This window comes from Pseudomonas sp. 5.2 (assembly GCF_059025405.1).
Window position 1 is genome coordinate 24984 of record NZ_JBYBHH010000022.1, and the last position, 20737, is coordinate 45720.

Sequence of the window (20737 nt, forward strand, 5' to 3'; positions counted from 1 at the left end):
GAAAGGGCCGGCAAAAACCACTACGCACACCCCAGGTAACACATCAGTACCCGCGAAAATCTGTTACCCAAGCTTTCAGGCGTAACAGTTCCCGAGGTGTACGGTAACGAAAGCCCGCCATTTTCGGCCTGCCAAAAACCTGCGAAAACCTCCAAACCCTTGATTTCATTGGGTTTCGAAAAGTTGGCACGGCACCTGCTATATGCTTAGTACAAAAACAATAACAAGCACTGCAACTCAGAATAAGAACAAGACGAAACGGCTCACGCACAATAAAAACAAGACGGCGGAGGCGCAGCTAACTGATTCTTTTGGAGAGGATGCGTGTTTGGGGCTTGCCCCACGACCAGGCAGAGAACAACAAAAACTGCACTAAAAAGCAGCGCCTGAACTGGTTGGATCGACAGATCAACGTGACATCAGCGGCCAAAGCAATCCGTTTGCTCTTTACCCCTGGATTAGGGGTCGTCCACAAGCTTTGCGATTTGTGGACAGGGCACTCAACAAAAACAAGAAGCCCAGCAAAAAAATAATAAGAGCACGCAACGACTTCTTGGGGAGCTTAGGCTCCCCTTGTCGTTTCTCCCTTCTGGCAGGCATCCTGCTACCCGCCTACACCATTCCTTGAGTAAATGCTAGAATCCCCGCCCATCATGCGGCCATTCTCCTATTCTTGGCCGAACATTCCTTCAAACAGTGCATCCCATGCTGAAGAAGCTGTTCCAGTCGTTCCGCCCTCCCGTACCGGGCCAGCACCACAGGCGCACCACGCCTGAGGTGATCAACAAGAGCCAACACTCGCTGCAACGCCACCAGTTCAGCCGCCACGCGGTGAACATCGTAGAGCGCCTGCAGAGTGCGGGCTACCAGGCTTACCTGGTCGGTGGCTGTGTCCGCGACCTGATGCTTGGCATCACCCCAAAAGACTTCGACGTCGCCACCAGCGCCACCCCTGAACAGGTCCGTGCCGAGTTCCGCAACGCGCGTATCATTGGTCGCCGCTTCAAGTTGGTCCACGTGCATTTCGGCCGTGAGATCATCGAAGTCGCCACCTTCCGCGCCCACCACTCGGAAGACGATCAAGGTGATACCCACCGTTCGTCGCACAATGCCAGTGGTCGCATCCTGCGTGACAACGTGTACGGCACCTTGGAAGAAGACGCGCAACGCCGCGACTTCACCATCAATGCCCTCTACTACGATCCGGTCAGCGAACGCATCCTCGATTACGCCAACGGCGTGCACGATGTGCGTAACCGCCTGCTGCGCCTGATCGGTGACCCGACCCATCGCTACCAGGAAGACCCGGTGCGCATGCTGCGGGCCGTGCGTTTCGCCGCCAAGCTCGACTTCGGCATCGAAAAGCACACGGTCCAGCCGATCCGCGAACTGGCCCCGATGCTGCGCGAAATCCCCCCGGCACGCCTGTTCGAGGAAAGCCTCAAGCTGTTCCTCTCCGGCCAAGGTGCGATGGCTTTCGAAATGCTGGTCGACCTGCAGCTGTTCGAGCCGTTGTTCCCGGCCAGCGCGCATGCCCTGGACGAGCGCCCCACCTACACCCACACCCTGATCAGCCAGGCGCTGAACAACACCGATCTGCGTGTGAAGCAGGGCAAGCCGGTCACCCCGGCCTTCCTCTTCGCTGCGCTGCTCTGGCCCGCCCTGCCGGCCCGTGTGCTGCACCTGCAAAACCAAGGTGTGCCACCGATCCCGGCCATGAACGGCGCGGCTCACGACCTGATCGCCGAACAGTGCGCACGCATTGCCATCCCGAAGCGTTTCACCCTGCCGATCCGCGAAATTTGGGACATGCAGGAACGCCTGCCACGTCGCAGCGGCAAACGTGCCGACCAGTTGCTCGACAACCCGCGCTTCCGTGCCGGTTACGACTTCCTGCTGCTGCGTGAAAGCGCGGGTGAAGAAACCGACGACCTCGGCCAATGGTGGACTGACTACCAGGATGCCAATGACAGCGAGCGCCGCGAGATGATTCGCGAGCTGGGCAGCCGTGACGAAGGCACCGGCGCTGGCCCACGCAAGCGCAAACGTAGCGCCAGCAAGCGTAAGCGTGGTGGCGAAGAGGCGTTCGAGTGACCACGCGCGCTTACATCGGCCTGGGCAGCAACCTGGACGAGCCTGCAGAACAACTGCAGAACGCTTTCCAGGCGCTCGACCAGGCCACCGGCACCCGCCTGGTGGCCACTTCGAGCCTGTTCACCAGTGACTCGCTGCTGCCTGGCCAGCCGCGCTACACCAATGCCGTGGCTGCGCTCGACACCTCGCTCGAGCCGCTGGTGCTGCTCGATGCCCTGCAGGCCATCGAAAATGACCAGGGCCGTGTGCGCAAAGAGCGTTGGGGCCCGCGCACGCTCGACCTGGATATCCTGCTGTTCGGCGACCAACTGATCGACGTGCCGCGGCTGCAGGTGCCGCACTACCATATGCACGCCCGCGCCTTCGTGCTCTACCCATTGGCCGAACTGGTGCCCGCAGGCTTCTGCCTGCCCGATGGCCGCGACCTCGCCCAACTCATCAGCGCCTGCCCGTTCGTCGGCCTCGAGCGCCTGTAATTCGGGCGCTGCAGACGGCGGTAACGCCAGTAACACCCTGATCGTAACAATGCGGTAACAGGGTGATTGACTTCCCCCACCTCGCTCACGACTATAGGCGTCCCGTGTGGCACCCAAGTGCCGCATACCCGTATTTAGGCCCGGACGGACCTGTGCCCGAACATCACGCGCGATGATGTGCCGCTCCGGAAGATGACTACACGCGTTGTATGCAGTCGTTTTAACAGCGCCTGAACGAGGATTTTCCTACATGCCTGAAGTAACCCTGACCACCCTGCATGGCCTGAAGGCCAAGGGTGAAAAAATCACCATGCTGACCTGCTACGACGCGACCTTCGCCAAGGTTGCCAGCCAGGCCGGTGTCGAAGTGTTGCTGGTGGGCGACTCGCTGGGGATGGTCCTGCAGGGCCATGACAGCACGCTGCCTGTCACCACCCAGGAAATGGCCTACCACACTGCCTGCGTCAAACGTGGCAACGATGGCGCGCTGATTCTGGCCGACCTGCCGTTCATGGCCCACGCCACCCCCGAACAGGCCTTTGCCAACTGCGCCACGCTGATGCAGGCCGGCGCCCACATGATCAAGCTCGAAGGCGCTGCCTGGCTGGCCGAGACCATTCGCCTGCTGGCTGAACGTGGCGTGCCGGTGTGCGCGCACATGGGCCTGACCCCACAAACCGTCAATGTGCTGGGCGGTTACAAGGTGCAGGGCCGTCAGGAAGCCCAGGCGCGGCAGATGCGTGCCGACGCCATTGCCCTGGAACAGGCCGGCGCGGCCATGCTGCTGCTGGAGTGCGTACCGAGCGAACTGGCGGCAGAAATCACCCAGGCCGTGAGCATTCCGGTCATCGGCATTGGCGCCGGTAGCGCCACCGACGGCCAGGTGCTGGTCCTGCACGACATGCTTGGCCTGTCGCTGAGCGGCCGGGTGCCCAAGTTCGTGAAAAACTTCATGGCCGGCCAGCCGGACATCGAAAGCGCCCTCGCCGCCTACGTGACGGCGGTCAAGGACGTAAGCTTCCCTGCCAGTGAACACGGGTTCAGCGCATGAACACAGTCAAGACTGTCCGTGAACTGCGCGCCGCCGTTGGCCGCGCGCGTGGCGAAGGCAAGCGCATCGCGTTCGTGCCGACCATGGGCAACCTGCACAGCGGCCATGCCGCGCTGGTGACCAAGGCCGCCCAGCGGGCCGACTTTGTCGTTGCCAGTATCTTCGTCAACCCGCTGCAGTTCGGCGCCAACGAAGACCTCGCCACCTACCCACGTACCCTTGCAGCCGACCAGGAGCGCTTGCTCCAGGCCGGCTGCAACCTGCTGTTCGCGCCAACCGTCGAAGAGATGTACCCCGACGGCATGAGCGTGCAAACCCGGGTCAGCGTCCCCCACCTTTCCGAAGGCCTGTGCGGCGCCAGCCGGCCAGGGCATTTCGAGGGTGTGGCGACAGTGGTCAGCAAGCTGTTCAACATGGTCCAGCCAGACTTGGCCGTGTTCGGCGAAAAAGACTTCCAGCAGCTGGCAGTGATCCGCGCCATGGTGCGCGACCTGAACATGCCCATCCAGATCATCGGTGAGCCGACCGTGCGCGCCGACGATGGCCTGGCGCTGTCGTCACGCAATGGTTACCTCACCCCCGAGCAGCGTGTTACCGCACCTGCGCTGTACCGCACCCTGCAGCACATCGGGGCGGCCATTGGCCGTGGCCAGCGTGATTTTGCCGCGCTGGTGGCCGACGGCCAGGCGCAACTGACCGCCGCCGGGTTCCGCCCGGACTACCTGGAAGTGCGCCATGCCGTGAGCCTGCGCCCGGCCATGATCGATGATCGCGACCTGGTGGTGATTGCCGCCGCTTACCTGGGTAACACCCGGTTGATCGACAACCTGTACCTGCACGTGGAAGACAAGACCGCGTAAGCCTTCGGGGGCTGCCTCGCGGCCCCTTTCATATCCTCTCACGCCCCCATTCCCCCCGCGCCGCCAATGCCTATAATGACTGCCTGCAACTGACAGCCGTGGCCAATGTCCAAGGCCTCACAACGCACCAAGGAACCCTGAGCAATGGCGTATTACCGTACTCCCCATGATGTGACGGCCCTGCCCGCCTGGCAGGCGCTTCAGCAACACCGCGACGCCATGCAAGACTTCAGCATGCGTGAAGCCTTCGCCGCCGATGCCAAGCGTTTTGATCAGTTCTCCCTGAGCAGCTGCGGCCTGTTCCTCGACTACTCGAAAAACCTGATCACCGAGCAAAGCCGTGACCTGCTGGTGAACCTGGCCAACGAAGTCGGCCTGCAGGATGCGATCAAGTCGATGTTCAGCGGCGAGATCATCAACGCCTCCGAAGGCCGCCCGGTGCTGCACACCGCCCTGCGCCGCCCAGTGGGCGACAAGCTCAGCGTCAACGGCGTTAACGTGATGCCGGAAGTGCACAAGGTGCTCAACCAGATCACCGAGCTGGTCGGGCGTATCCACGATGGCCTGTGGCGCGGTTACAGCGAAAAGCCGATCACCGACGTGGTCAACATCGGCATCGGCGGCTCGTTCCTCGGCCCGGAACTGGTCTCCGAAGCGCTGCTGCCCTACGCACAACGCGGCGTACGCTGCCATTACCTGGCGAACATCGACGGCAGTGAGTTCCACGAACTGTCGGCCAACCTGCGCGCCGAAACCACCCTGTTCATTGTGTCGTCGAAATCGTTCAACACCCTCGAAACACTGAAGAACGCCATGGCCGCGCGCACCTGGTACCTGGCCCAGGGCGGCTCGGAAGCAGAGCTGTATCGCCACTTCATCGCCGTTTCCAGCAACAAGGCCGCCGCCGTCGCCTTCGGTATCCGTGAAGAGAACATCTTCCCGATGTGGGACTGGGTGGGTGGGCGCTATTCGCTGTGGTCGGCCATCGGCCTGCCGATCGCCCTGGCCATCGGCACCGCCAACTTCAAGGAGCTGCTGTCGGGTGCCTACACCATGGACCAGCACTTCCAGACCGCGCCGTTCGACAAGAACATGCCGGTGCTGCTGGCCCTGCTGGGCGTCTGGTATGGCAACTTCTGGAGCGCCCGCAGCCACGCGATCCTGCCGTACGACCACTACCTGCGCAACATCACCAAGCACTTGCAACAGCTGGACATGGAGTCCAACGGCAAGAGCGTGCTGCAGGACGGCACGCCGGTGCATACCGAAACCGGCCCGGTGATCTGGGGTGGCGTGGGCTGTAACGGCCAGCACGCCTACCACCAGTTGCTGCACCAGGGTACCCACCTTATTCCTGCTGACTTCATCGTGCCGGTGGTGAGCTTCAACCCGGTGGCCGACCACCATCAGTGGCTGTACGCCAACTGCCTGTCGCAGAGCCAGGCGCTGATGCTCGGCAAAACCCGCGATGAAGCCGAGACCGAGCTGCGCGCCAAAGGCCTGAACGAAGCCGATATCGAAAAGCTGGCCCCGCACAAGGTGATCCCGGGCAACCGCCCGAGCAACACCCTGGTGGTCGAGCGCATTAGCCCACGCCGCCTGGGCGCACTGGTGGCGATGTATGAGCACAAGGTCTTCGTGCAGAGCGTGATCTGGGGCATCAACGCCTTCGACCAATGGGGCGTGGAGCTGGGCAAAGAGCTGGGCAAAGGTGTCTACCAGCGCCTTGTCGGCAGCCAGGAAGACAGCGCCGAAGATGGCTCTACCCAGGGCCTGATCAACTACTTCCGCGGCCGTCACCGCGGTTGATCTGAAGCCTTTGCCGGCTTCTTCGCGGGCATGCCCGCGCCCACAAGTACTGCACAATTCTCAAGAGTTGTGCGGTCTCTGGGCAGCCCCCAAGGGTTGGATTAGTGTCCAACTTCTTGGGGGCAGCCCACACGCCTGTGGGAGCGGGCTTGCCCGCGAAGCGGCCAGCACAGGTTGAACACCTCTCCCAGCTACACTGTCCAATCGAATAGCCGTTGCAGTCCATCGCCCCCGACAAGCGCAAGGACCACCCGCCATGTTCGATATCCGCGACTACCCCCAGGCCCTGGCCGTCAGCCAGTCCGCCGCCCTCACTGACGACGATTACCGCCGCCTCTACCGCCAATCGGTGGAAGACCCCGACACCTTCTGGGCCGAACAGGCCAAACGCCTGGACTGGATCAAACCCTGGTCGAGCGTGCAACAGTGCGACCTGAAAACCGGCCAGGCACGCTGGTTCGACGGTGGCCAGTTGAACGTGAGCTACAACTGCATCGACCGCCATCTGGCCACACGCGGTGAACAGACTGCCCTGCTCTGGGAGGGCGACGACCCGCAAGACGCCAAAGCCATCACCTACCGCGAACTGCACCGCCAGGTCTGCCGCTTGGCCAACGCCCTGAAGGCACGCGGCGTGAAAAAAGGCGACCGGGTGTGTATCTACATGCCGATGATTCCCGAGGCCGCCTTCGCCATGCTCGCCTGTACCCGGCTGGGCGCCGTGCACTCGGTGGTGTTCGGCGGCTTCTCGCCCGATGCCCTGCGTGACCGCATCCTCGATGCCGACTGCCGTACCGTGATCACCGCCGATGAAGGCATCCGCGGTGGCAAGCGCATTCCACTGAAGCTGAACGTCGACAAGGCCCTGGCCAGTTGCCCGAATGTCAGCAGCGTATTCGTTGTCCGGCGGACGGGGGGTGATGTGGCCTGGAGCGAGGGCCGCGACCTCTGGTATCACCAGGTGACGGAACATGCTGGCGACGACTACCCACCTGAACCGATGGCGGCCGAAGACCCACTGTTCATCCTCTACACCTCCGGCAGCACCGGCAAACCCAAGGGCGTCCTGCACACCACTGCCGGCTACCTGCTGCAGGCCACCATGACCTTCAAGGTGGTGTTCGATTACCGCGAGGGCGAAGTGTTCTGGTGCACCGCCGATGTAGGCTGGGTCACCGGCCACAGCTACATCGTCTATGGCCCGCTGGCCAATGGCGCGATTTCGCTGATGTTCGAAGGGGTACCCAACTACCCCGACACCTCGCGCTTCTGGCAGGTGGTCGACAAGCATCAGGTCAACATCTTCTACACCGCGCCAACGGCCTTGCGCGCCCTGATGCGCGAAGGCTCCGGGCCACTCCAGAGCACCTCACGCAAAAGCCTGCGCCTGCTCGGCAGCGTCGGCGAGCCGATCAACCCGGAAGCGTGGGAATGGTACTTCGAAGAAGTCGGCCAAAAGCGCTGCCCGATCGTCGATACCTGGTGGCAGACCGAAACCGGCGGCATCATGCTCACGCCCCTGCCCAGCACGCAACGGCTCAAACCGGGCTGCGCGACCCAACCGATGTTCGGCGTACAGCCGGTGCTGCTGGATGAAAAAGGCACCCCCATTGAAGGCCCTGGCGCTGGCGTGCTGGCCATCAAGGCCAGCTGGCCCGGGCAGATTCGCAGCGTCTATGGTGACCACCAGCGCATGGTCGAAACCTATTTCAAACCCATGCCCGGCTACTACTTCACCGGCGACGGCGCACGCCGCGATGCCGACGGCGACTACTGGATCACCGGGCGCATCGACGACGTGATCAACGTCTCCGGCCACCGCATCGGCACCGCCGAAGTGGAAAGCGCACTGGTGTTGCACGACAGCGTCGCCGAGGCCGCAGTGGTCGGCTACCCCCATGACCTCAAGGGGCAGGGTGTGTATGCCTTTGTCACCCCCATGAACGGCGTCGACCCCAGCGACGCGCTCAAGGCCGAACTGCTGGCCTTGGTCAGCAAGGAAATCGGCAGCTTCGCCAAACCGGAACTGATCCAGTGGGCACCGGCGCTGCCCAAAACCCGCTCGGGCAAGATCATGCGGCGTATACTGCGCAAAATCGCCTGCAACGAGCTGGAAAACCTGGGCGATACCTCGACCCTGGCCGACCCGAGTGTGGTTCAGGGCTTGATCGACACACGTCTCAACCACTAGCTGGCGGCCCCTTTCATGGCCGCCCTGAACGACAGGTCGCCATGGAAGCCCTTCGCCGCCGCATCGAAACCCAGGTCATGAGCCTTACCGGGCTGGCCCTCGGCCAGCTCGACCTGGAATCGCCCAAGGGCGACCCTGGACTGTTTGGCCCGCAGAGCATCAGCTGGCAAGTGCACGGCGATTTCCCAAGCATGCTGGTCGGCGGTATCAGTGCCCTCATGCTGCAACTGCTGCACCCGCTGGCGTTGGCCGGCGTGTGGGACCATTCGAACTTTCGCCAAGACCTGCTCGGCCGCTTGCGTCGCACCAGCCAGTTCATCTCCGGCACCACCTTTGGCTCGACCCGCGACGCCGAGTGGCTGATCGAAAAAGTCCGCACCATCCACCTGCAAGTCACCGGCACCGCCGCCGATGGCCGCCCCTATGCCGCCAGCGACCCGGGGTTGCTGACCTGGGTGCATGTGGCCGAAGTCAGCAGCTTCCTCGCGGCCCACCTGCGTTACCGCAACCCGCACCTGCCCCGCGCCGAGCAGGATGCCTACTACAACGAGATTGCCCTGATCGCCGAACGCCTGGGCGCGCGCGATGTGCCGCGCTCCTGCCAGCAGGTCGAGGACTACCTCAGGCACATGCGCCCGCAGCTGCAGTGCGATGCCCGTAGCCATGAGGTGGTCGACATCCTGCTTGCCGCCCCGGCGCCCAGCCGCCTGGCACAACCTGTCGGCAAGCTCATGCTGAACGCCGGCATCGACCTGCTGCCCGACTGGGCCCAAGCCATGCTCGGGCTGCAGCACGGGCCATTGCAGCGGCGCCTGATCCGCCTCGGCCTGCAACGCACTGCACCGGTTTTGCGCTGGGCCATGCGCGATGGTTCGGCGCACCGAGCGAAACGGCGCATGGGTATCGAATGAGGCGAATCGGTCGCCTCAGCGGAACTGATTTAACCTGCCATACTCCAAGCACTCCTGCTTAGACAGACGAAGCGACACATGTACAAAGGATTGATTCGCGCCCTCGGCGCCATGGTGGCTCTCGTAGCCCTCTACAGCCTGCTCGGCTTCCTCATTCTCCCCGGTGTCGCACTGCGCATTGCCAATCAGCAATTGGCGCAATATGCCACCGTGCCTGCTCACCTGCAGCGCATCGAGCTCAACCCCTTCAGCCTCGAACTGACGCTGTGGGGCCTGCAAATTGGCGAACCTGGCAAGGAACAGGTCGGCTTCGAGCGGCTCTATGCCAACCTTGCGCTCGACAGCGTGTGGAATGGCGCCTTGCACCTGACAGCGGTGGAGCTCGACAAACCGCGCAGCGAAGTGCTGTTCGCCAAGGGCGGGCAGCTCAACCTGACCCAGTTGTTCAAGCTGCCGCCCAGCGAAGCCAAGCCCGAGCAGCCGCCCAGCGACCCATTCCCGCTGCGCATCGGCAGCATCAAGCTCAAGGAAGGTTACCTGCACTTCCAGGACGAGCGCCCGAGCGAGCCGATCGAGTTTCTGTACGACAACATGAACCTGGAGCTGAAAAACCTCAGCACGCTCCCGGACGACAATGCCGACATGACCCTGGTAGCGAAGGGCCCGTACGGCGGGCAGATCGACTGGAGTGGCACCCTCAGCCTGTCGCCCATTGCTTCCGAAGGCACCCTGAAGGTCACCGACGGCAAGATGAAGGCGTTCTGGCCGTATGTGCGTGACGCCGTGCCACTGGTGCTGGAAGAAGGCGTCATCAGCCTCGACACTCATTACACCTTCAACCTGTCCAAAGAGACCGAGCTGCTGCTGAACAACACCTCGGTAAAAGTGGCGCCGTTCGCCATCAAGGCTCCGGATGGCCGCCAACTGGTACGCCTGGCCAACCTGGAGGTCAGTGACACCTCTATCGACCTGGCCAAGCAAAAAGTCATCGTCGGCAAGATTCGCAGCGACAAGCTCGAAACCTGGGCCGCGTTGGAAAAAGACGGCCAGCTCGACTGGCAGAAGCTGTTCGCCAGCCAACCGGCCAAGGCCACGCCGAAAGAAAAGGCCGAACCCGCCGCCGCCGAACCTACGCCTGCAGAAAAAGCCGCCCAAGCGCCGAGCAAGCCGTGGCAAGTGCTGCTCAAGGACGTCCAGCTGCGCAACTACAACGTGCACCTGGCAGACCGTAGCCAGAAAGAACCGGTGGCACTGGATGTCGGCCCGCTCAATGTCGACCTGCAAGGCTTCGACAGCCTCAACCAGTCGCCTTTCACGCTCAAACTCGACACCGGTGTGGGCAAACAAGGCAAATTGCAGGCTGCCGGCCAAGTGAATCTGGCGCCTGTCTGGGCCAAGCTGGATGTCAGCACACGCGACATCGACCTGCGTGTGGCCCAGGCCTACATCAGCCCGTTCATTCTGCTGGAGCTGCGCAGCGGCATGCTTGCCAGCGACCTCAAGGTCGACCTGAAAAGCACCGAGCCACTGGCCTTCAACGTCACCGGCAAGGCCCAGGTCAACCAGTTGCATACCCTCGACACGATCAAGAGCCGCGACTTCGTGAAATGGCAGCAGGTAAACGTCGATGGCTTGTCCTATGTGCACGGTGATGCCCTGTCGATCGACAAGGTGACCTTGCTGCAGCCCTATGCTCGCTTCATCATCAACGAAGACCGCACCACCAACGTCAACGACCTGCTAATCCCTCAGCCGGCCGATGCGCCGGCAGCCAAAGCCGCGAAACCGGCCAGCAGCGACAAGCCGTTGGGCATCCATATCGGCCAGATCGACATCAATGACGGCTCGGCCAACTTCGCCGACCTGTCCCTTACGCCCAACTTCGCCACCGCCGTGCAGCAGCTCAACGGCCAGATCGGCACCATCGACAACCGCAAGCCGAACCCGGCCAAGGTGGACATCAAGGGCAAGGTCGACCGCTATGCGCCGGTCACCATCAAAGGCGCGCTCAACCCGTTCAACCCGCTGGCCAGCCTGGATATCGCCACCAGCTTCAAGCGGGTCGAACTGACCACGCTGACGCCCTACTCCGGCAAGTTCGCGGGCTTCCGTATCCGCAAAGGGCGGCTCAACCTCGACCTGCATTACTTGATCACCAACGGCCAGCTCAAGGCCGAGAACAAAGTGGTGGTCGAGCAACTGCAGTTGGGCGAGAAGGTCGACAGCCCAGATGCCGTGGACCTGCCGATCCGGCTGGCGGTCGCGCTGCTCAAGGACACCGAGGGCAAGATTTCCATCGAGTTGCCGGTGACCGGTGACCTCAACAACCCGCAGTTCAGCGTCATGCCGATCGTCTGGCAAACCCTGCGCAACCTGGTGCTGCGCGCGGCCCAGGCACCCTTCAAGTTTATCGGCGGGCTGATTGCTGGCGGAGGCTCCGAAGACCTTGGCACTGTCGCGTTCGCCCCGGGCTCGAGTGAGCTCACGGGCGATGCCCAGTCCTCCCTGGACAAACTGGCCTCGGCGCTCAAAGAGCGCCCGGAACTGCGTCTGGAAATCGAAGGCACCAGTGCGCAGACCAGCGACGGCCCGCTGATCGCCCAGCAGCGCCTGGACCGCGAATACCAGGCCACCTGGTACAAGATCCTGCAACGTCGTGGCGACAAGGTGCCTGCCAATGCTTCGATGCTGGTGGTCGACGACAGCGACAAGCCGGCGATGCTCGAAGGCATCTACCGCACCCGCCTGAAGCAGCAACCACCGGCCGAATGGGAACAGCTTGGCCGCGACGAGCGCACTGCCAAGTTGCGCGAGGCGGTGATCAAGTCCTGGGCCGAAAGTGCCGCGTTGCTACGCACGCTGGGCCAGGAGCGGGCCAGCAGCATCAAGGACTACCTGGTGGACAAAGGCAAGCTGGAAGATGACCGGGTGTACTTCATCGACACGACCTTGGGCAAGGCCGAGAGTGATGGCCGGGTAATTACACCGATGCACCTGGATGCCGAATGAGCCAGTGCTCGCCCCTTCGCGGGTAAACCCGCTCCCACAGGATCTGCGCTAGATTTGGAGGCTACACAGTTCGGGTGGGAGCGGGTTCACCCGCGAAGAGGCCAGCACAGTCAACCCAAGGTCATGCATTCAAACCAGCCGCTGACCCGACACTGCCGGGTGATACAGCGGTTGCACCTTGTTCCCCGCCGGGTCCAGCAAATGGAAGCTGCGCGCCCCGTCACCGTGGTTGAACGGGCGGTCCAGCAGGGTCACCCCGTGCGCCTTGAAGTACTGATACCAAGCCTCCAGCTCCTCCACGCTGTCGACGATGAAGCCGTAGTGATCGAGCGTCTGCAAGCCATTAGCGGCCCCGGCGCCGCGCCCCAATGACAGGTTGTCGTTACCGCAAGTCAGGTAGACCAGGTCTTCATTGGCGCGGTTGAGCACCTCCATGCCCAGCACGTCGACGTAAAAGCGCTCGCACTCCTCAAGGTTGGGTACCAACAAGGCAATGTGGCGCAAGCCGTTAAAGCGACCAGGGCGTTCAGGCAATTCAGACATTGGCGCGACTCCATTTTTGTATACAATTCACATTAGAATGTAAAACAAAAGGAGTGACATGTGTATAGCCTGTTTATCAAGACACGCGTCAAGCCCGGTTGCGCCGAGGCTTTTCTGACGGCCATCAAGGTCAATGCCGCTGCATCAGTGGCCAACGAGCCAGGGTGCCTGGTGTTCGACGTCTCCCAGGACCGCCTAGATCCCGAGGTCATCTACCTCTACGAGATCTACCAGGACGACGCCGCCTATGAAGCACACACCCAGACCGCACACTTTCGCGACAGCCGCCCACTGGTTGAGCCGCTGATCGCCGAGCAGGACTGCTTCGAAAGCGATGTAATCGCCCGCAACCCGGGCTTTTAAAGCAGCCAAAGAAAAGCCCCGGCAGGTTGCCGGGGCTTTTTGTGTTGGTGGCCAAATCCTTTTGGCCGACGGGACGTCCCTTATTCGGACTTCAGGCCATCAGCCGAAACGGCCTGAACACCTTTGATCTTCTTGGCGATGGCAACTGCCATCTCTTTCTGCGCGTCAGTCACTGCCACATCAGAGGACAGCGAAACGACACCCTTGTTGGTTTCAACCTTGATGTCGCTGCCAGGTACACCTTTCTCGGTCATCAGGTCAGCCTTCACCTTGGTGGTGATCCAAGTATCGGAAGTAGCTTCCTTGGCTTTGGTCACCTCACCGGCCGCCAGCGTCATAGGGGCCTGGGTGGACTGTTGGGCAAATGCCGCATTAGCCATGGTCAGGGTCAGAGCGGTAGCAGTAGCGGCAGCAATGGCGAACTTCTTCATGTGAGTCACTCCTGTTTTTCGAAAGGTCTGCGCCGTTGTTCCTGGCTGCAGGTATGAAGGTAGTTGCATGTGCTGTGCCAGCTTTTCCGCTTCGCTTAAACGCTTATAAATCAATGGCTTAGCATTTTCATCCAGTTGCATGAGTCGTGCATTTTGCAACCTGCGAGGTAAACCTGCGTGCAAGATGCAACTGTACAAAAGGTTCCCGTCAGGCGAAAAAAAAGAGCCCCGAAGGGCTCTTTTTTCTATTGCGCGTCAGTCGCTTAGACGCCGGAGGCCTTGGCCGCGGCAACGTCTTTGATCGACAGCTTGATACGGCCGCGGTTGTCCACGTCCAGTACCAGCACTTCGACTTCCTGACCTTCTTTCAGAATGTCGGTGACTTTCTCGACGCGAGCATCGCTCAGCATGGAGATGTGCACCAGGCCATCTTTGCCAGGCAGGATGTTGACGAAGGCACCGAAGTCAACGATGCGCTCGACCTTACCCACATAGATCTTGCCGATTTCGGCCTCGGCAGTGATGCCCAGGATGCGCTGACGGGCTGCTTCAGCTGCTTCCTTGGTTTCGCCGAAGATCTTGATCGAGCCGTCGTCTTCGATGTCGATCGAAGCCTTGGTCTCTTCGCAGATGGCGCGAATGGTGGCGCCGCCTTTGCCGATGACGTCACGGATCTTGTCGGTGTCGATCTTCATCGCGATCATGGTCGGAGCGTTGGCCGACAGCTCGGTACGCGACTGGCCGATGATCTGGTTCATCTGACCGAGGATGTTCAGGCGCGCTTCCAGGGCTTGGCCCAGGGCGATTTCCATGATCTCTTCGGTGATGCCGTTGATCTTGATGTCCATCTGCAGTGCAGTAACGCCTTTGGCGGTACCGGCAACCTTGAAGTCCATGTCGCCCAGGTGGTCTTCGTCACCCAGGATGTCGGTCAGGACCGCGAATTTCTCGCCTTCCTTGACCAGGCCCATGGCGATACCGGCAACCGGCGCCTTCATCGGCACACCTGCGTCCATCAGTGCCAGGGAAGCACCGCAGACCGAAGCCATCGAGCTGGAACCGTTGGACTCGGTGATTTCCGAAACCACACGGATGGTGTACGGGAACACGTCAGCGGCAGGCAGCATGGCCTGGACCGAGCGACGGGCCAGACGGCCGTGGCCGATTTCGCGACGGCCAGCACCGCCCATACGACCACACTCGCCAACCGAGAACGGCGGGAAGTTGTAGTGCAGCATGAAGGGGTCTTTCTTCTCGCCTTCGAGGGTGTCCAGCAGCTGGGCGTCACGGGCAGTACCCAGGGTCGCAACGACCAGGGCCTGGGTTTCGCCACGGGTGAACAGCGCCGAACCGTGAGTCTTCGGCAGGACGCCGACTTCGATGTTCAGCGGGCGAACGGTCTTGGTGTCACGGCCATCGATACGCGGCTTGCCGTTGACGATGTTTTCGCGAACGGTGCGGTATTCGATTTCGCCGAAGATTTCTTTGACTTCGGAAGCCGATGGCTGGCCTTCTTCACCGGAGAACTTGGCGATCGCCTGATCGCGCAGCTCGCCCAGGCGCGCGTAGCGGTCGGCCTTGACGGTGATGGTGTAGCCCTGCGAAACGCCTTCGCCGAATTCGGCGCGGATGGCGTTGAACAGCTCGGTGTTGGCAACGGCAGGTTTCCAGTCCCAGGTCGGCTTGGCAGCTTCGGCGGCCAGCTCTTTGACAGCCTGGATAACAGCCTGGAATTCGTCGTGGGCGAACAGAACAGCGCCCAACATCTGGTCTTCGGTCAGCTCTTGGGCTTCCGATTCAACCATCAGAACGGCGTCGGAGGTACCGGCAACGACCATGTCCAGGCTCGAGGCAGCCAGTTGCTCGTAGGTCGGGTTCAGCAGGTAGCCGGTGCTTTCGTGGAAAGCAACGCGGGCGGCGCCGATCGGGCCTTCGAACGGAATGCCGGAGATTGCCAGGGCAGCCGAGGTACCGATCATCGCAGCGATGTCCGGATCGGTCTTCTTGCTGGTGGAAACCACGGTGCAGACGACCTGGACTTCGTTCATGAAGCCTTCAGGGAACAGCGGACGGATCGGACGGTCGATCAGGCGCGAGGTCAGGGTCTCTTTCTCGGAAGGACGGCCTTCACGCTTGAAGAAACCACCTGGGATCTTGCCGGCGGCGTAGGTCTTTTCCTGGTAGTGGACCGACAGAGGGAAGAAACCCTTGCCTGGATCGGCTTGCTTGGCACCGACCACGGTCACCAGCACGGTGACGTCGTTGTCTACAGTGACCAGCACTGCGCCGGTGGCCTGACGGGCAATACGGCCCGTTTCGAGAGTAACGGTCGATTGACCGAACTGGAATGTCTTGATTACCGGGTTCACGGTTTCCTACCTTTTCAGTGGCTCTTGGGGGAACTGGTTTCTTGCGAATTCTTGGGCAGAACGGGGAATCGGCCCCATTGACCGTCCAGATACAACACGAGGCTGGGAGCCTGGCCGAAGCGCGGAAAACCGCACAACGTAACCAGGCTGCCAGCCTCGGAGATACGCATGGCGCGCCCAAAGACAACGCTGCCAGGCAGCGTTGCCAATGCATGAGACGCCATGCACACCACTGACCAGGCCGCTATTAGCGACGCAGGCCCAGGCGACCGATCAGGGCGCTGTAACGAGTGGTGTCTTTGCCCTTCAGGTAGTCCAGCAGCTTACGACGCTGGTTAACCATACGGATCAGGCCACGACGCGAGTGGTGGTCTTTACCGTTGGCCTTGAAGTGGCCTTGCAGCTTGTTGATGTTCGCGGTCAGCAGAGCAACCTGAACTTCCGGGCTACCAGTGTCGCCAGCTGCTTGCTGGAAGTCGGTAACGATTTGAGCTTTTTCTTCAACGCTGAGGGCCATTTGGCTTCTCCTGATAACGGATCCCGCGAACGGGGTCCAATAGGCCAGGGACAAATCCCTGTATTAATAAGAAAGGTGTGACCGTGCCTACTGACAGCCACCCTTGATTCCGTAGGGTTCAGCCGAAGCCTCGCCCTGCGGTTTCGGTCATTCCGACCGAATCAACCGACGTGGCGCAATGCGCCCGTCTTCACTCACTTCACCGATACCGATGAAGCGCGCGTTGTGATCTTGTACCCGGACCATGCCAAACTGCGGCGCATCCGGCGCGCGTACTGCCTGCCCATGCAGCCAGTAGAACGCACTGTGTTCAGACAGGCTGACCATTGGCCAGTCCTGCAACCCGCTGTCGGAAGGCATCAGGAAGCGATCAAGCGCTTCGTTGCCGCCTTCGGCATGGGCCTGTTCGAGTGCTTCGAGGGTCACCGTCTGTGCCAGTGCGAAGGGCCCGGCCTGGGTCCTGCGCAACTCTGCGACATAGGCGCCACAGCCAAGGGCTTCGCCGATATCCTCCACCAGGGTGCGGATATAGGTGCCTTTGCTGCATCCTACACTGAGCCGTGCACGGGTGCCTTCGCACTCGAGCAACTCCAAGCGGTTAATAGTAACAGAACGCGCCTCGCGCTCCACTACCTCTCCAGCACGTGCCAGTTTGTACAGCGGCTGGCCATCGCGCTTGAGTGCCGAGTACATCGGCGGTATCTGGCTGATCGGGCCGCGAAAACGTGGCAGCAGGGCCTCGATGTCGGCACGACCAACGGTCACCTCACGGGTCTGCAGAACCTCGCCTTCAGCATCGGCAGTATTGGTAGTCTGCCCCATCTGCATGACGGTTTCGTAGCCCTTGTCGGAATCGAGCAAGTACTGCGAAAACTTGGTCGCTTCACCGAAGCACAGTGGCAGCACGCCGGTGGCCAGCGGATCGAGGCTGCCGGTGTGGCCAGCCTTCTCCGCATTGAGCAACCAGCGGACCTTCTGCAGTGCCGCGTTGGAGGTAAAGCCGAGCGGCTTGTCGAGCAGGATGATGCCGCTGACGTTGCGGCGAATACGTTTGACCTGGGCCACCGCTTACTCCTTGGTGTCCAGCTCGTCGGTATCCTTGTGCAGGCGGTCTTCGGCCACTGCACGCTCGATCAGCGCCGACAGGTGTACACCGCGGCTGACGCTTTCATCGAAGTGGAAATGCAGCTGGGGCACGCTGCGCAGTTGCATCGAACGCCCCAGGTGCAGACGCAGGAAGCTGGCAGCGCTGTTCAGCGCCTTCAGCGACTGCTTCACGGCGTCTGGCGTTTCCTCGCCCATGACGGTGATGTACACCTTGGCATGGCCCAGGTCGCGGCTGACGTCCACGGCAGTGATGGTCACCAGACCCACACGTGGGTCCTTGACTTCGCGGCGGATCAGTTCAGCCAGCTCGCGCTGCATCTGATCACCGATACGTTGGGTACGGCTATATTCTTTGGCCATTCTTGCTACCTGTAACTTAAAGCGGCAAACGCCCGGTCAGGCTGATGCCTGACCGGGCGCTACCTATAAAGGCGCCGCCAACCGCCCTGTAGCGGGGGCTTGCGGCAAGCTCGCCCTTAGAGGGTACGAGCCACCTGGACTTTCTCGAAGACTTCGATCTTGTCGCCGACCTTGACGTCGTTGTAGCTCTTGACGCCAATACCGCACTCCATGCCCGAACGTACTTCGGCAGCGTCGTCCTTGAAGCGACGCAGCGATTCCAGCTCGCCTTCGAAGATCACAACGTCTTCGCGCAGTACGCGGATCGGACGGTTGCGGTACACGGTACCTTCGATGACCATACAGCCAGCGATGGCGCCGAACTTCGGCGAACGGAACACGTCACGTACTTCGGCGACACCCAGGATGTTCTCGCGAACATCGCTGCCGAGCATGCCGGTCAGGGCTTTCTTGACGTCTTCGATGATGTCGTAGATCACGTTGTAGTAACGCATATCCAGACCTTCCTGCTCGACGATCTTGCGCGCACCGGCATCGGCACGCACGTTGAAGCCGAACAGCACCGCGTTGGACGCCAGCGCCAGGTTGGCGTCGCTCTCGGTGATACCACCTACGCCGCCACCGATCACGCGAACCTGAACTTCGTCGTTGCCCAGGCCGCCGAGCGAACCCTGCAGTGCCTCCAGGGAACCACGTACGTCGGTCTTGAGGACGATGTTGAGGGTCTTCTTCTCTTCTTGACCCATGGTCTCGAAGATGTTTTCCAGCTTGCCAGCGTGAGCACGGGCCAGCTTGACCTCGCGGTACTTGCCTTGACGGAACAGGGCAACTTCGCGGGCTTTCTTCTCGTCAGCCACCACCGACAGCTCGTCACCGGCTTCCGGGGTACCGTCCAGGCCAAGGATCTCGACCGGGATCGACGGGCCAGCTTCCTTCACAGGCTTGCCGTTCTCGTCGAGCATGGCACGTACGCGGCCATAGTTGGAGCCGCACAGGACCATGTCGCCCTGACGCAGCGTACCGTCCTGAACCAGGATGGTCGCTACTGGGCCGCGGCCCTTGTCCAGGCGCGATTCGACGACGACACCACGACCTGGAGCGGTCGGGGTAGCGGTCAGTTCGAGGATCTCGGCCTGCAGCAGAACGGCTTCGAGCAGTTCGTCAACGCCGGTACCCATCTTGGCCGAAACCTTGACGAACGGCGTGTCACCACCCCAGTCCTCGGAGGTCACGCCTTCGACGGACAGCTCGTTGCGAATGCGGTCGAGGTCAGCACCTGGCTTGTCGATCTTGTTCACTGCGACAACCAGTGGGACGCCAGCAGCCTTGGCATGCTGAACGGCTTCACGGGTTTGCGGCATCACGCCGTCGTCCGCCGCCACCACCAGGATGACGATGTCGGTCGCCTTGGCACCACGAGCACGCATCTGAGTGAACGCAGCGTGGCCCGGGGTATCGAGGAAGGTGACCATGCCGCGGTCGGTTTCCACGTGGTAGGCGCCGATGTGCTGGGTGATACCGCCGGCTTCGCCAGCAGCAACCTTGGCACGACGGATGTAGTCGAGCAGCGAGGTCTTACCGTGGTCAACGTGGCCCATGACGGTAACGACCGGGGCACGCGATTCGGTTTGGCCTTCGAACTTCAGCGATTCGGCCAGGGAGTCTTCCAGGGCAGTATCGCTGACCAGGGTCACCTTGTGGCCCAGCTCTTCTGCGATCAGCTGAGCGGTTTCCTGGTCGAGCACCTGGTTGATGGTAACCGGGGTGCCCATCTTGAACATGAACTTGACCACTTCAGCGCCCTTGACGGACATCTGGTTGGCCAGTTCCGAGACCGTGATGGTCTCGCCGATGGTCACGTCACGGATGACGGGGCCGGTCGGGTTCTGGAAGCCGTGAGCATTACGCTTCTTCAGCTTGCCCTTGCCACCACGACCACGACGAGCGCCATCGCTCTCTTCGTCGGTGGTACGCGGAGCAGCACGCGGAGTCGGCGCCTTTTCCTTTTCCTTGACCTTGACCTTGATCGACACACGAGGCGCTTCGCCACGACGACGGTCGTCATCGCGAGTGCGGCTTTCGTTGCGACGGGTCTCGTCTTTTTTGCGTTCGGCGGCACGTGCGGCGGCATCTTCCGATGCAGGCGCGTCAGCGACTACAGGTGCCGGGGCAGGTGCAGCAGCGCTAGCAGCGGCAGCCGGTTTGGCAGCTGGGGCCGCAGGGGCGGCATCAGCGTGACGACGGGCCTGCTCTTCGTTGCGCTGGCGAACTTCGGCGTCAACCTTGTCGCGCGCAGCGTTTTCGGCCGCACGGCGCTCGTCCTGCTCGCGTTTTTGCTCAGCCTGGATTTCTTCCGGGCTGCGCTGAACGAATACTTTCTTCTTGCGTACTTCTACGCTGATGCTTTTGCTACCGGCGACACGCAGCGTGCTGGTGGTCTTGCGCTGCAAGGTAATCTTGCGCGGCTCTTCCGCCTTGCTCTTGTGGCTGCTTTTCAAATGAGTCAGCAGGGTCTGCTTCTCATTGTCGGTCACTACCTGACCGGCGTCGGTGTGCGGCAGACCTGCCTCACGCATCTGCTGCAGCAGGCGCTCTACCGGTGCCTCGACCTCTTGGGCCAGTTCTTTCACCGTGACTTGCGTCATG

16 protein-coding genes are annotated in these 20737 nt (G+C 61.6%); 9 read left to right on the top strand and 7 right to left on the bottom strand.

The genetic code is table 11. The features are described 5' to 3' along the window. The first annotated feature begins 705 nt into the window (after positions 1-705). From AC5PZ0_RS25720 to AC5PZ0_RS25755, 8 genes are all read left to right on the top strand, one after another. Positions 706-2094, top strand: coding sequence for a polynucleotide adenylyltransferase PcnB (locus AC5PZ0_RS25720; protein WP_027595010.1), 1389 nt, complete (start codon positions 706-708; stop codon positions 2092-2094). After that, positions 2091-2570, top strand: a complete 480-nt coding sequence (folK, locus tag AC5PZ0_RS25725) for a 2-amino-4-hydroxy-6-hydroxymethyldihydropteridine diphosphokinase (RefSeq protein ID WP_493856009.1) — start codon at positions 2091-2093, stop codon at positions 2568-2570. Before AC5PZ0_RS25720 ends, folK begins: the two co-directional genes overlap by 4 nt. A gap of 250 nt (positions 2571-2820) precedes the next feature. After that, positions 2821-3621: a 3-methyl-2-oxobutanoate hydroxymethyltransferase gene (panB, locus tag AC5PZ0_RS25730; RefSeq protein WP_027595012.1), complete on the top strand. Its 801-nt coding sequence runs from the start codon at positions 2821-2823 to the stop codon at positions 3619-3621. Then, positions 3618-4481, top strand: a complete 864-nt coding sequence (panC, locus tag AC5PZ0_RS25735; RefSeq protein ID WP_027595013.1) for a pantoate--beta-alanine ligase — start codon at positions 3618-3620, stop codon at positions 4479-4481. Before panB ends, panC begins: the two co-directional genes overlap by 4 nt. A gap of 144 nt (positions 4482-4625) precedes the next feature. Beyond that, complete coding sequence (pgi, locus tag AC5PZ0_RS25740) at positions 4626-6290, top strand: glucose-6-phosphate isomerase (RefSeq protein WP_493856010.1); 1665 nt, start codon at positions 4626-4628, stop codon at positions 6288-6290. Positions 6291-6546: 256 nt separating this feature from the next. Then, positions 6547-8481, top strand: coding sequence for an acetate--CoA ligase (gene acs / locus AC5PZ0_RS25745; RefSeq protein WP_493856011.1), 1935 nt, complete (start codon positions 6547-6549; stop codon positions 8479-8481). 41 nt (positions 8482-8522) lie between these two features. Further along, positions 8523-9392 (top strand): oxygenase MpaB family protein, encoded by an 870-nt coding sequence (locus AC5PZ0_RS25750; RefSeq protein WP_099455344.1) that lies wholly within the window; start codon positions 8523-8525, stop codon positions 9390-9392. A gap of 78 nt (positions 9393-9470) precedes the next feature. After that, positions 9471-12401, top strand: coding sequence for a DUF748 domain-containing protein (locus AC5PZ0_RS25755; protein ID WP_493856012.1), 2931 nt, complete (start codon positions 9471-9473; stop codon positions 12399-12401). A gap of 129 nt (positions 12402-12530) precedes the next feature. On the opposite strand, the gene AC5PZ0_RS25760 is transcribed toward AC5PZ0_RS25755, so the two are convergent. Further along, complete coding sequence (locus AC5PZ0_RS25760) at positions 12531-12944, bottom strand: VOC family protein (protein ID WP_186683020.1); 414 nt, start codon at positions 12942-12944, stop codon at positions 12531-12533. A gap of 60 nt (positions 12945-13004) precedes the next feature. On the opposite strand from AC5PZ0_RS25760, the gene AC5PZ0_RS25765 reads away from it, so the two are divergent. Beyond that, positions 13005-13307, top strand: coding sequence for a heme-binding protein (locus AC5PZ0_RS25765; protein WP_027595019.1), 303 nt, complete (start codon positions 13005-13007; stop codon positions 13305-13307). An 80-nt stretch (positions 13308-13387) separates the two neighbouring features. Here the strand turns inward: AC5PZ0_RS25765 and AC5PZ0_RS25770 are convergent, their stop codons facing one another. From AC5PZ0_RS25770 to infB, 6 genes are all read right to left on the bottom strand, one after another. After that, the gene (locus tag AC5PZ0_RS25770) at positions 13388-13738 is read right to left on the bottom strand and encodes a BON domain-containing protein (protein WP_012274238.1); all 351 of its coding nucleotides are present in this window, start codon (positions 13736-13738) and stop codon (positions 13388-13390) included. A 263-nt stretch (positions 13739-14001) separates the two neighbouring features. Then, positions 14002-16107, bottom strand: coding sequence for a polyribonucleotide nucleotidyltransferase (pnp, locus tag AC5PZ0_RS25775; protein ID WP_264311527.1), 2106 nt, complete (start codon positions 16105-16107; stop codon positions 14002-14004). Between the two features lie 247 nt (positions 16108-16354). Further along, on the bottom strand, positions 16355-16624 hold the full coding sequence (gene rpsO, locus AC5PZ0_RS25780) for a 30S ribosomal protein S15 (protein WP_012274241.1): 270 nt from the start codon (positions 16622-16624) through the stop codon (positions 16355-16357). Between the two features lie 147 nt (positions 16625-16771). Next, entirely contained in the window at positions 16772-17689 is a 918-nt protein-coding gene (gene truB / locus AC5PZ0_RS25785; protein WP_027595021.1) for a tRNA pseudouridine(55) synthase TruB, read from the bottom strand. Between the two features lie 3 nt (positions 17690-17692). After that, entirely contained in the window at positions 17693-18091 is a 399-nt protein-coding gene (rbfA, locus tag AC5PZ0_RS25790; RefSeq protein WP_027595022.1) for a 30S ribosome-binding factor RbfA, read from the bottom strand. A gap of 116 nt (positions 18092-18207) precedes the next feature. Further along, entirely contained in the window at positions 18208-20736 is a 2529-nt protein-coding gene (infB, locus tag AC5PZ0_RS25795) for a translation initiation factor IF-2 (RefSeq protein WP_085274238.1), read from the bottom strand. Position 20737: the final 1 nt, after the last annotated feature.

What these genes read in the sequence shown, in the direction of transcription:
- AC5PZ0_RS25720 (WP_027595010.1), top strand. Translation starts at nt 706, where the DNA reads ATGCTGAAGAAGCTGTTCCAGTCGTTCCGCCCTCCCGTACCGGGCCAG.
- panB (WP_027595012.1), top strand. Translation starts at nt 2,821, where the DNA reads ATGCCTGAAGTAACCCTGACCACCCTGCATGGCCTGAAGGCCAAGGGT.
- panC (WP_027595013.1), top strand. Translation starts at nt 3,618, where the DNA reads ATGAACACAGTCAAGACTGTCCGTGAACTGCGCGCCGCCGTTGGCCGC.
- pgi (WP_493856010.1), top strand. Translation starts at nt 4,626, where the DNA reads ATGGCGTATTACCGTACTCCCCATGATGTGACGGCCCTGCCCGCCTGG.
- acs (WP_493856011.1), top strand. Translation starts at nt 6,547, where the DNA reads ATGTTCGATATCCGCGACTACCCCCAGGCCCTGGCCGTCAGCCAGTCC.
- AC5PZ0_RS25750 (WP_099455344.1), top strand. Translation starts at nt 8,523, where the DNA reads ATGGAAGCCCTTCGCCGCCGCATCGAAACCCAGGTCATGAGCCTTACC.
- AC5PZ0_RS25755 (WP_493856012.1), top strand. Translation starts at nt 9,471, where the DNA reads ATGTACAAAGGATTGATTCGCGCCCTCGGCGCCATGGTGGCTCTCGTA.
- AC5PZ0_RS25760 (WP_186683020.1), bottom strand. Translation starts at nt 12,944, where the DNA reads ATGTCTGAATTGCCTGAACGCCCTGGTCGCTTTAACGGCTTGCGCCAC.
- AC5PZ0_RS25770 (WP_012274238.1), bottom strand. Translation starts at nt 13,738, where the DNA reads ATGAAGAAGTTCGCCATTGCTGCCGCTACTGCTACCGCTCTGACCCTG.
- rpsO (WP_012274241.1), bottom strand. Translation starts at nt 16,624, where the DNA reads ATGGCCCTCAGCGTTGAAGAAAAAGCTCAAATCGTTACCGACTTCCAG.
- rbfA (WP_027595022.1), bottom strand. Translation starts at nt 18,091, where the DNA reads ATGGCCAAAGAATATAGCCGTACCCAACGTATCGGTGATCAGATGCAG.
- infB (WP_085274238.1), bottom strand. Translation starts at nt 20,736, where the DNA reads ATGACGCAAGTCACGGTGAAAGAACTGGCCCAAGAGGTCGAGGCACCG.